This window comes from Dietzia sp. Cai40, assembly GCF_014145165.1.
In the GTDB taxonomy this organism is placed as follows: domain Bacteria; phylum Actinomycetota; class Actinomycetes; order Mycobacteriales; family Mycobacteriaceae; genus Dietzia; species Dietzia natronolimnaea.
This window is the reverse complement of record NZ_JAALEB010000091.1, coordinates 1-11,175: the sequence shown is the minus strand read 5'-3', so window position 1 is coordinate 11,175 and position 11,175 is coordinate 1. Positions and strand designations below refer to the sequence as shown.

At 70.3% G+C, this 11,175-nt stretch carries 12 protein-coding genes; 9 read left to right on the top strand and 3 right to left on the bottom strand.

The window, feature by feature from the left end; translation table 11 throughout:
* From G6022_RS04520 to G6022_RS04505, 4 genes are all read left to right on the top strand, one after another.
* Positions 1-642, top strand: a 642-nt coding sequence (locus G6022_RS04520; protein WP_182658257.1) for an NAD-dependent dehydratase, incomplete at its 5' end; no start/stop codon positions are given.
* A 91-nt stretch (positions 643-733) separates the two neighbouring features.
* Positions 734-1,399: a TetR/AcrR family transcriptional regulator gene (locus G6022_RS04515; protein WP_241730559.1), complete on the top strand. Its 666-nt coding sequence runs from the start codon at positions 734-736 to the stop codon at positions 1,397-1,399.
* 128 nt (positions 1,400-1,527) lie between these two features.
* Entirely contained in the window at positions 1,528-2,544 is a 1,017-nt protein-coding gene (locus tag G6022_RS04510; RefSeq protein ID WP_182610508.1) for a diiron oxygenase, read from the top strand.
* The gene (locus G6022_RS04505; protein ID WP_179523819.1) at positions 2,544-4,058 is read left to right on the top strand and encodes an FAD-dependent oxidoreductase; all 1,515 of its coding nucleotides are present in this window, start codon (positions 2,544-2,546) and stop codon (positions 4,056-4,058) included. Before G6022_RS04510 ends, G6022_RS04505 begins: the two co-directional genes overlap by 1 nt.
* A gap of 13 nt (positions 4,059-4,071) precedes the next feature.
* Here the strand turns inward: G6022_RS04505 and G6022_RS04500 are convergent, their stop codons facing one another.
* On the bottom strand, positions 4,072-4,908 hold the full coding sequence (locus G6022_RS04500) for an SDR family NAD(P)-dependent oxidoreductase (protein WP_182638659.1): 837 nt from the start codon (positions 4,906-4,908) through the stop codon (positions 4,072-4,074).
* A 484-nt stretch (positions 4,909-5,392) separates the two neighbouring features.
* Between G6022_RS04500 and G6022_RS04495 the strand changes: the two genes are divergently transcribed.
* A complete protein-coding gene (locus G6022_RS04495; protein WP_347238148.1) occupies positions 5,393-6,382 on the top strand; it encodes an alpha/beta fold hydrolase in 990 nt (329 codons plus the stop codon).
* Between the two features lie 137 nt (positions 6,383-6,519).
* A complete protein-coding gene (locus G6022_RS04490) occupies positions 6,520-7,722 on the top strand; it encodes a 12-oxophytodienoate reductase (RefSeq protein WP_182638658.1) in 1,203 nt (400 codons plus the stop codon).
* Between the two features lie 63 nt (positions 7,723-7,785).
* On the opposite strand, the gene G6022_RS04485 is transcribed toward G6022_RS04490, so the two are convergent.
* Positions 7,786-8,316, bottom strand: a complete 531-nt coding sequence (locus G6022_RS04485; protein ID WP_182638657.1) for a helix-turn-helix domain-containing protein — start codon at positions 8,314-8,316, stop codon at positions 7,786-7,788.
* Positions 8,317-8,395: 79 nt separating this feature from the next.
* Here G6022_RS04485 and G6022_RS04480 point away from each other — a divergent pair, with 79 nt between their 5' ends.
* The gene (locus G6022_RS04480; RefSeq protein WP_182638656.1) at positions 8,396-8,962 is read left to right on the top strand and encodes a dihydrofolate reductase family protein; all 567 of its coding nucleotides are present in this window, start codon (positions 8,396-8,398) and stop codon (positions 8,960-8,962) included.
* On the opposite strand, the gene G6022_RS04475 is transcribed toward G6022_RS04480, so the two are convergent.
* Complete coding sequence (locus tag G6022_RS04475) at positions 8,959-9,606, bottom strand: TetR/AcrR family transcriptional regulator (protein ID WP_182638655.1); 648 nt, start codon at positions 9,604-9,606, stop codon at positions 8,959-8,961. The two genes, G6022_RS04480 and G6022_RS04475, sit on opposite strands and share 4 nt — an antisense overlap.
* Before the next feature lie 80 nt (positions 9,607-9,686).
* Here G6022_RS04475 and G6022_RS04470 point away from each other — a divergent pair, with 80 nt between their 5' ends.
* Positions 9,687-10,295 (top strand): GNAT family N-acetyltransferase, encoded by a 609-nt coding sequence (locus tag G6022_RS04470; protein WP_182610502.1) that lies wholly within the window; start codon positions 9,687-9,689, stop codon positions 10,293-10,295.
* Entirely contained in the window at positions 10,288-10,878 is a 591-nt protein-coding gene (locus tag G6022_RS04465) for a GNAT family N-acetyltransferase (protein WP_182616539.1), read from the top strand. Before G6022_RS04470 ends, G6022_RS04465 begins: the two co-directional genes overlap by 8 nt.
* The last annotated feature ends 297 nt before the right edge of the window (positions 10,879-11,175 follow it).

Here is an 11,175-nt window from a genome sequence, read left to right as displayed (position 1 = left end):
GCGGGCGCGTCCGCGATGCGCGACGCGATGGCCGCAGCCGGCGTCCAGCGGTGCGTGTACGTCTCCGGGCTCGCCCCGTCCGGAGGCCCCGGGGAGCCTCTCTCCCGGCACATGTCCTCCCGACTCGAGGTCCAACACCTGCTCTCGGACGGACCCACGCCGGTGTTCACCCTGCGGGCCGGCATCGTCCTGGGCTCCGGTTCGGTGGGCTTCGAGATGATGCGCACCCTGTGTGAACGGTTGCCGGTCCAACCGGTCCCCCGCTGGATGCGCGGCGGCCGCGTGGAGCCGGTCGCCGAGCGTGACGTCGTCGAGGCCCTGTGTCACGCCCTCGAAGTGGCTCCCCGCACCGGGCACGGCGACCTCGGCTGCGGGGAGGCGCTGACCTACCCCGCGCTGCTGCGCAGGTTCTCCCGGGTCGCCGGGCTCCCGACACTCCGCGTCCCGGTCTTCGGGGTGCCGTGGGATCTGGTCGCGGCGGGATTGTCCCCGCTCATGGACGTGGACGCCGGTACCGTCGCCGGGCTGATCGAGAGTCTCCGCCACGAGATGGTGGCCGCCGGCCCGGCGACGGACCTGCTCCCCCCGGGGTGGGAGATGACCGGGATCGACGACGCCATCCGTCGCGCGCTCGGGGACTGACGGTGTGGTCCGGACGCGACGTCCCGGGTCCCGCCACACCGGGTCATTCCACACCCCGGCGCGAGCGCGCCCGGTGAGGGACAATCGACCGATGCCCGCGAATCTCCCGTTCACCGCCGCGACCTTCATCCGCGCCGCCCTGGACCGCCACGTGCCGAGCGGCACCACGGACGACATCGGGGAGAAGCTCCTCGACGCGGCGGTGCGGCAGTTCGAGCTCTTCGGCGTGACCCGGTCGACGATGGGGGACATCACGCAGCGGTCGGGCCTGTCCCGGATGACCCTCTACCGCCGGTTCGCCAACAAGCAGGAGCTCATCAACGCCGTCCTGCTCCGCGAGTCCGGACGCATCCTGGCCGGGCTGAAGCAGGAGATCGACCGGTACGACGACGTGGAGTCCAAGCTCACCGAAGGCTTCCTCTACACCGTCGAGACCCTGCGCGCCCACGGGCTGCTCAACCGGCTCCTCGAGAGTGAACCCGAGGTCGCCGTCCCGTATCTCACCGTCCGGGCCGAACCCCTGGTCAGCAGCAGTGCCGAGTTCCTCGCCTCGGAGATGGCCACCAGCCTCGACGACTCCCGGTCGCACGACGAACTGCTCGTGGCCGCCGAGGTGACCGTCCGTCTGGTGATCTCATTCGTCCTCACCCCCTCCACGACCATCGATCTGGACGACCCCGACGTGGCCCGGGAGTTCGCCAGGAGGCACCTGGGCCCACAACTCCGCGGTGGGCGGGGACATTCCGACGGTGCGTAGGCGGTAGGCGCCCGGGCGTTGACACGAGGGCCCGCGCTGCCTAGCCTCAGTTACAAAGAGACCTCAAATGTCACTCTGTACTCCGAGGCTCTCTCCGACCCACATCGTCGGAAACGAAAGGGATCGCCATGACCGCACCCACGCCCACCACCGCCCCCTCGAGCCCGACCCCGAGCAGCTCCCGCGAGGAGTATGACGCCGCCCTCCTCCGCCTGTCCGAGGCGTCGGTCCGACGCCACTTCGACGCGTTCGTCGACGTCCCCTGGGATCACCCCGACTTCCGTGTGGACCGCACCGACGAGCGCTGGGTCCTGCCCGCGGACGTGGATCCGCTGGGCGCCCACCCCTGGTACCAGGCGTTGCCCGTCGAGACCCAGATCGAGATCGGGCTGTGGCGCCAGGCCAACATCATGAAGGTCGGGCTGCAGTTCGAGAACATCCTGATCCGCGGGATCATGCAGTACATCTCGAACCTGGACAACGGGTCGGCCGAGTTCCGGTACCTCACCCACGAGGCGACCGAGGAGTGCCACCACACCCAGATGTTCCAGCAGGGCGTCAACATCATCGGTGCCGACGTACCCGGGTTGCCCCGCTGGATGCGCCGGGTCTCGCCGATCATCCCGTGGTTCGCCTCCCTCACACCGGTGGGCTTCTTCATCGGCGTCCTCGCCGGCGAGGAGCCGATCGACCACACGCAGAAGCAGATCCTGCGCGGCGCGGACGAGCTCCCGCCCGTCCTGAGCCGCATCATGGAGATCCACGTGGCCGAGGAGGCCCGGCACATCTCCTTCGCGCACACCTACGTGGCCCGCCACGCGCCCCGGATGAGCCGCGGTCAGATCTTCGCGGTCTCCCTGGCCTTCCCCGTGATCATGCGGGTGCTGTGCGACTCCATCCTCAAGCCGACCAAGGAATTCCGCGAGGAGTTCGGTGTCCCCCGCGAGGTCATCGACGAGCTGTACTGGGACAGCCCGAAGTCCCGCGAGTTCCTGTCCGACCTCTTCTCCGACGTGCGGATGCTCGCCGAGCAGTCCGGCCTGATGAACCCGCTCGCCCGGCGGGTCTGGCGGGCGCTGAAGATCGACGGCCGCGCCTCCCGCTACCGCAGCGAGCCGCCCGTCTCGTACTCCGCCGCCGTCTGATGCCCCACGTCGTCACGCAGGCCTGCTGCGCCGACGCGTCCTGCGTCCACGCGTGCCCGGTCAACTGCATCCACCCGACTCCGGACGAGCCGGACTTCGCCACCGCCGAGATGCTGTACATCGACCCGGACGTCTGCGTGGACTGTGGGGCGTGCGTGGGAGCGTGCCCGGTCGGGGCGATCGTCCCCGACGACCGCCTCGCCCCTGGCGAGCAGGTCTTCCTCGACCTCAACGCCGTGTTGAGCACGCCGTCTCGCCCGTACCCGCCCCAGGCGCCGGTCCCCCCGATCCGCCGTCTGGTGCGGGACCGCGGCCCCGCGGGGGAGCCACTGCGGGTGGCGATCGTCGGAGCCGGCCCCGCCGCTCTGTACACCGCCGACGAGCTGCTCAGGCAGCCGGGCGTCGAGGTGACCGTCTTCGATCGCCTGCCCGTCCCCCACGGCCTGGCCCGGCACGGCGTGGCCCCCGACCACCCGAGGACCCGGTCGGTCACCGACCTGTTCGCGCTCATCGAGGCCCAGGCCGGATTCACCTACCGGCTGGGGGTGGAGATCGGCCGGGATGTCACCGTGGACGAGCTCGCCGCCGCCCACGACGCCGTGGTCTACGCGACCGGGGCCAGCACCGACCGCCCCCTCGAGATCCCGGGCACCGGGCTCCCCGGGAGCATGTCCGCCACGGAGGTGGTGTCCTGGTACAACGGCCACCCCGACCACGTCGAGGCCCGGGTCCCGCTCGACCACGAGCGGGCCGTCATCGTGGGCAACGGCAACGTCGCCCTCGACGTCGCCCGGATCCTCGCCACCCCTGCGGAGTCCCTCGCCGCGACCGACATCTCCCCTGTCGCCCTGAAGGCCCTGCGGGACAGTCGCATCCGGGAGATCGTCGTGCTGGGTCGACGCGGGCCCGCCCAGGCCGCGTTCACCCTTCCCGAACTCGTCGGGCTGGCCTCGCGTGAGGACATCGACCTGCGCGTCGACGCCCCGGACGGGATCGATCCGGGGGCGGAGACCGATCCCCAGAGATCCCTCATGCTCGACTGCCTCGCGGAGGTGGCCGCCCGCGCGCCACGGACGGGCATGCCGCGGATCGTCCTGCGTTTCCAGACCGCACCCGTGGAGGTCGTCGGTGCGGAACGCGTCGAGGGACTGCGGATCGCGGGGACGGAGTTGACCGGCCTGGACGGCGACGTGCGCGCGGTCCCCCGCCCGGGAACCGAGGAGGTCCTGCCCGCGGGACTGGTCCTGCGTTCGGTCGGCTACCGCGGGGTACCCGTGCCGGGCGTGCCGTTCGACCCGGTCACCGCGACGATCCCCCACCGCGACAGCCGCGTCCTCGACCGCCCCGGCGGGTCCGAGGTCCCCGGCGCCTACGTGGTCGGGTGGATCAAACGGGGTCCCCGCGGGTTCATCGGGTCCAACAAGACCTGCGCCCGCGAGACGGTCGACGCGCTGCTCGCCGACGCCAACGCGGGGCTGCTCGGCCGCGCCGGGAGGTTCAGCCAGGCGCGGTGATGAGTCGACCCGTTCAGTAGAGGTAGTCCTCGCCGCTCGCCCGGACCGTGATATCGCTGATGCTGATGCCCCACGGCTGGTCGATCACGTGGACCACGGCGTCGGCGAGGTCCTCGGGGGTGATGAGCCAGTACTCCACCGAGTCGACGTCGGTCTGCTCCGCGGGCAGTTCACCGTTGATCATCGCCGAGAGGGTGGCGTTGAAGGACTCCGCACGCTGACCGACTATCCCGTTGATCGCCTCACCGTTGACGATCCAGCTGGCGAGGTTGGTGCCGGCGACGCCGGTCGGCTTGACCGTGGTGACCTTGATCTTGCCCTTGGTCTCCATCCGCAGGGAGTCCGAGAGGGTGGTGACGGCGGCCTTGGTCGCGCTGTAGACGCCGGAGCCGGCGATCCCCGCATTGCCGTAGATCGAGGAGATGTTGACGACCTGTCCGCGCCCCTGCTCGATCATCTGGTCGTAGACGGCGGAGATGCCGTTGACGACTCCCTTGATGTTGATGTCGATGGCCTTGAGCCACCTGGGCAGCGCCTTCTCGTGATCGGCGAAGTAGGCCAGCGGCATGACCCCGGCGTTGTTGACCAGGACATCGATGGCGCCGAACGTCTCCACCGCGGCCTCGGCGGCCGCCCTGACCTGCTCGGTATCGGTGACGTCGGCGACCCGGGCGAGCGCCGAACCCCCGGCGGCGGTGATTCCGTCGACCACGGCGGCGAGACCGTCGGCGTCGATGTCGACGCCGACCACGTGCGCGCCGCCCGCGGCGCATTTCTCAGCGATCAGCTTGCCGAACCCACCCCCGGCCCCGGTGACGATGACGACCTTGCCGCTGAGATGCCCGGACACAGATGACCTCCAGAGAATGGTGCGGCGCGGAGGCGGCCGCATCATCGGGAGCCTAACGGCCGGAGCTCTCGGCGGGTTCTCCTCCTTCCGGCGAGCGAGTGCACGTCTCGACGGCCAGGACGCTCGTGCCGACGACCGGGGCGAGCCGATCGCCGGGCCCGGGGATTGCTCGATCGTCAGCGTGTCCCGCGCATCCACCTCGATCGCCCGCGAGGATCGATTCTGTGGCGGACATGTGCGGCCTCTCTCGAAGCAAGATCGAACGATGTCGCGCGGGGTGCGCGAACCGGATCACCGTAGGTCCGCGGTGTAAGCACCGGATCGACGCACTGTGACGGCCCGGTTACGGCCACTGCTGGTTACGGCCACTGACGATGTACCGGGGCGGCCGTCGACCAGTCGAACTCGCCGGGACTCTCACTGGTCCGGCGCCAAAATGCGTGACATCCGACCAGCGGGCTGGACGCTCATTAGGCTGACGCAGGTGAAGCGGACGACTCCGACCCGGTCCACCGTTGCTGTGGCGGCATCCCTGATCGCGGCCATGACGATCGGCGGCTGCGCCCCAGATGACGATGTCGCTGCCCAGGGCGATGCGGCGTCCCAGGGCGATGCGGCGTCCCAGGGCGACGTCGCCGAGCGGGACGAACACCACTACGAGCGGATCACCTACCCCACCCGTGGGGAATCGGACCCGACCCAGAACTGGGGAGACCTCTACCTGCCGGCCGGAACGCACGCCGAAGATTCGGTGCCGCTGGTCGTCCTCATCCACGGCGGTTCGTGGGCGTCCCAACTCGGCGCCGAGGTCATGAACTCCTTCGCCGACGATCTCGTCGACCGCGGGATGGCCGTGTACAACGTGGAGTACCGGCGCGTCGGCTCCGGCGGTGGATGGCCCGTTACTTTCAGCGACATCGCCGACGCCCTCGATCACGTGGTCCGCCTCGACGAGCAGTACCCCGAGCTCACCACCGACGACGAGCTCGTCGTCGGCCACAGTGCCGGTGCCCAGCTGGCCATGTGGTCCGGCACCCGCCACTCCCTGGACGACGACGAGGTCGGGAGCGACCCCGCGTTCCGGCCGACCCGCGTCATCTCCCTGGCCGGGCCCCTGGACATGATCTACGCCGCCACCCACGGTGACGATCGAATCGTCACCGTCCTCGGCGGCACCCCTGCCGAGGTCCCCGATCGCTATACCTCCGTCGACCCCATCCAGAACATCGACCCGCGCATCCCGGTGGTGGCCGTGCACGGCACCGACGACACGATGGTCTCCCCCGAGAACTCCATCCGCTATATCAACGCCGTGACACAGCAGAACGGGATCGGGTCCCTCGTGCTGGCCGACGGCGAGGACCACGTCTCGCTGGTCAGCGCTGATTCCGCGCACTACCAGCGCATTCTCGACATCATCTCCGAGACCTCGGACAAGACCATCGACGAGTTGGAACAACAGCACTCCGGATAGTCGCCTCACGCACCCGGCGGTCCGCACGGTTCATCCCCGAACGACCGGTCCGGGTACTATTGACAGTTGTCAAGTGATGGCGTCGCCGGCCCGGGCCCGGCGGGTCGCCCTCACCGGAGAAGAAGAGGTCCCACGAGATGTCGTCATCGGTCACCACCACGCGCGAGGCACTGTTCCGACCCCTGCAGGTCAGGTCCATGCAGCTGGCCAACCGCCTGGTCATGTCGCCCATGACGCGGATGGGTTGCCCGGACGCCCTGCCCGACGAGGTGAACCGCGACTACTACGCCTCCCGCGCTGCCGGCGGGACCGCGCTGATCGTCACAGAGGGGATCGGCGTGGACCACCCGACCTCGGTGGATCACGGCTGGATCCCCCGCCTCGACGGGCCTGCGTCCGTGGCCGCCTGGCGGCAGGTCACCGACGCGGTCCACTCCGCCGGGGGCCGCATCCTGACGCAGCTGTGGCACGTCGGCCCGCTCTGGGGCGCCAACGCCCGTTTCGACCGGGCCAACCGGGACAGGCTCATGGAGAGGCACCCGATGCGGCCGTCCGGGCGATGGGGCACCCCGGGCGTCACCACCTATTCCGAGCGGAGCGTCGCCCGGTGGTCACCGGAGGTCGCACCGATGACCGAGGGCGACATCGCCGGGGTGATCGACGCGTTCTCCCGCTCCGCCCGGTTGGCGATGGAGGCCGGATTCGACGGCGTGACCCTCCACGGCGGGCACGGGTACCTCCTCGACTCCTTCGTCTGGTCCGACACCAACCGGCGGACCGACACCTGGGGCGGCGACCTGGCCGCGCGCAGCCGGTTCCCCGCCGCGGTGGTCGCCGGGGTCCGCGAGGCGATCGGGCCCGACGCCCCGCTGTTCTACCGCTTCTCCCAGCACACCCAGCAGGATTACACCGCCCGCAAGGCCACCACGCCCGACGAGCTGGGCGTGTACCTCGGCGCCCTCGCCGACGCGGGGGTGGACCTGCTCGACGCCTCCACCAGGCGGTTCAACGACCCGGCATTCCCGGACCTGGAGGGCGACGACGGCGAGGTGTCCCTGGCCGGATGGGCCCGCCGACTGACCGGGCTGCCCTCGGGCGCGGTCGGCGGGGTGGGGATCGGGGCCTCGCTCCGCGAACAGAAGTCCGGGGCGCCCGCCCACACCGCGGACAACATCGATGCCGTGGTGGACTGCCTCGAGGCCGGAGAGTTCGACCTCATCTCGGTGGGCCGGCTGCACCTGGCGGATCCGGCGATCGCCACTGTCCTGCGCACCGGTGGCCCGTTGCCCGAGTTCGTCCGCGAGGTCCACGAGATGCCGCTGCGCAGCCCCGAGGGCTGACACGCGCCGAGACCACGTGGGGCCATTCGACCGCGGGGCCGCGCCGTTCGTCCGGTACCGGACCTACTCCGGATCGCTCTCGCCGGCCACCTGTTCGTAGGCGGCGGTCAGACCGGCAAGGACGCCGTCCCCGACCGGTGGCTCACCGGCGAGGTGGGTCGCCCGCAGCTCGTCCATGAACTGATCCCACAGGCGCGGTCCGCCCTCCGCGAGCAGACTGGCCCTGACCGAGAGTTCGGGACTCGTCGGGAGCCAGCGGGTTCCCCACGCGCCGAGCTGCGCGAACACGGGGACGAGTTGGATCGACGCCTCGGTCAACCGGTACTCCACCCGCTGACGGTGACGGGGATCGTCGTGACGGGTGAGCATCCCGGCGCCCACCAGCTTGGCAAGCCGGGAGGCGAGAATGTTGGAGGCGATCCCTTCCATCGACTGCCCCAACAGCTCTCGGAACCGCCGACGGTCCCCGAACATGATGTCCCGGAGAACGACCAGGCTCCAGCGATCACCGAGCAGCTCGGCGGTCATGTTGATCGGGCAGCCCGACTTACCCGGAGGCACGGGGAGCACACGCGGCCCTTCCGCTTGCGACATGCAATCAGTATAGTCGCCCGGGAAAGCGATTGCGTTTTACAATCGGTCGTGCAGGGCGCAGACGACCCCGGAGGTCACCATGGGCACACTGATCTATTCGATGATCACCTCTCTCGACGGATACGTCGCGGATCGGGAGGGAAACTTCGACTGGGCGGTCCCCGACGAGGAGGTATTGGAGACCGTCAACCGAGACACCGTCGGGGTCTCCACCTTTCTTTACGGCCGCACGATGTACGAGACGATGAGGGTCTGGGAGACGGATCCCGGCATCGCCGGCCAGTCCCCCCGGTCAGCCGATTTCGCACGCCTCTGGACGCGGGCGGACAAGGTCGTGTACTCCACCACGCTGCCGGAGGTCGACACCACGCGGACCCGGCTCGAGCGGCAGTTCGACCCCGACGAGGTCCGCGAACTGAAGGCCCGGGCGGAAGGCGACCTGACGGTCGACGGACCCACGCTCGCCGCCCACGCACTGCGGCACCGCCTGGTCGACGAGGTCCGGGTGCTCCTATGCCCCGTCGCGGTGGGCGGGGGCCGACCGATGTTCCCCGACAGCCCGCTCGACCTACGACTTCGCGATCTGCGACGGTTCGGCAACGGGATGGTGCAGCTGTACTACGACGTGGGCACGGCCACGAATTAGGAGCCGCCCAGCCGCTCGATCCCGTCGTGCATCAGCTCCACGGCGGTGCCAAAGACGACGCCGGGCTCGATCCCGCGATAGTCGTCCAGGAGCGCGGTGGTGAGCGGGTAGTCCCCGGCGGGCAGCCCCTCGATCTCCGCCGCGGTGACGTCGTCCACGGGAGAGACCAACCCGAGGGCCTCCGCCGTGGCCAGCCCGAGGACGGTCGCGTACCAGCCCACCGTCACCGTCACCACCTGAGGCCGGGGGACCCCCGCACCCAGCATCGCCGCGTGCACCACCTCGGTCGTGGCGTAATCGGCCGACCCGGTGTGGGTGAACCGCTGGAGCAACGGGAACGTCCGGGGATACGCCCTGGCCAGGGCGCGGTACTGCTCAGCCAGGTGACGCAGTGTCGGTCGCCAGGGCGCCCCGGGTGGGGCGGGCCGCACCTGACCGTCGAGCCACGACGCCATGGCCCGGGCCAGCCCCTGCTTGGACCCGAAGTGATAGGCCACCGACATCGCGTCGCACCCCGCCGCGCGCCCCACACTGCGCATGCTGAACGATTCCTGCCCGCTCTCCTCCAGCACGCCGACAGCCGCCTCGACGATCAAGGCGGGGGACAACCCCCTGGGCCCTCGTCCGACGCGGCGCTCGACCATCAGTCCCCCCACTTTCGGGCCGACAAGCCCGAGACACTATTTCTACATTGTAGAATAGGGCGCGATCGAGGGAGGAAGACATGGTGGAAGTCAGACCGGCGGCGGCCTCCGATGCACAGACCATCGGGGAGATGCTCGGGGAGGCGTTCGGCGCTGATCCGGCGTGGGCGCAGTTCTTCCCCGACGAGGCCTCACGGTCCGCACGCCTGACCGCGCACTATCGACGCCACGTGCGTCGGCACCCGGACCGGGTCGACGTGGCCGTGGAGGACGGGCAGACGTTGGGGGCGTTGCTCTGGGAGCCTCCGCACCGCGAGGCGGGGCGCTGGTCACGATGGGGCGAGAGAGGCACAGCGGTTCTCCGACTGCTGATCTCGCCCACCGCGCGCCGCGGCATGGCACACACCCGCGCGGTCGAGGCACACCGGCCGTCGGAGCCGCACTGGTACTTCCACGACATCGCCACCGGACCCAAGGCTCGCGGGAAGGGGATCGGGTCGGCCCTCCTGCGCCACCGCCTGGACATCATCGACCAGGGCGGGCCGGAGCCGGTGTTCCTCGAGGCGACCACCGCGGGCAGCCGCCGCCTGTACGAGCGATTCGGTTTCCTCCCCGTCGGCACGGTGCCCACGGGGCCCGGACAGGAATCCACCGCAATGATCCGACCCGCAGGAGCCCAGAATGACTGACCCCCGCCTCGCCTCGCCGGACGATCTCGCCCCCGCCGCCGAGACCCTGGCCCAGGCGTTCGCGCACTACCCCTGGACCCGTCACGTCATCCCCGAGGAGGGGTACGCCGAGCGCCTGCTCACCCTGCAGCAGCTCTATCTGGCGCACGCCTATCGGCACGGGGTCGTCGCGGTCACCGAGGACCGTGACGGCGTGATCGCGCTCCTGCCCCCGGACGCCCCGGACGCCGACGACGACGCCGTCGAGCAGATCGTGGCCCTGCACGGCGACCGCATCGGGAGGCTGGCCGACGGATCGCCGCCGCACGACGGGTGGACCCTGGAGACCCTCGGGGTGCGCCCCGCCGCGCAGGGCAGGCGTCTCGGTAGCTCCCTGCTCGTGTTTGCTCTGGCCGAGGCGGGACGTCGAGGCGCCCGCGCCGTGCGGTTGGAGACCTCGGATGAGCGGAACGTGCGGCTGTACGAGCGGCACGGGTTTCACGTCACCGGACGCCGCGACCATCCGGACGGGCCGCCCGTCTGGGACATGCAGTTCGACGAGATGGAGGTCGACGACATGGGGGCCCACACCCGCACCACCTGACCGCTCACTCTCCGCTGCCGAGGAGGTTGGCGGGTAGGCCACCGGGAGACCGAGGAGCCGACGACGGGGAGGCGGAGCCGCGAGGGCGTGGTGATCACGCGGTGACGTAGGTTCTACGTCGTGACCGGCTACTGCGACCCGATGGCGCAGTGGCGCGCGGTCGCGGTGGTGCTCGCGTCCGTGCTCACCGCCACGGTCGCGCACACTGCTGCCGGGGGCTGGGTGCCCGGTCCGGGCGGATGGGCCGTCGTGCTCCTGTGTCTGCTCCCGGTCGCCGCGCTCGCCCGCGGCCGAGCC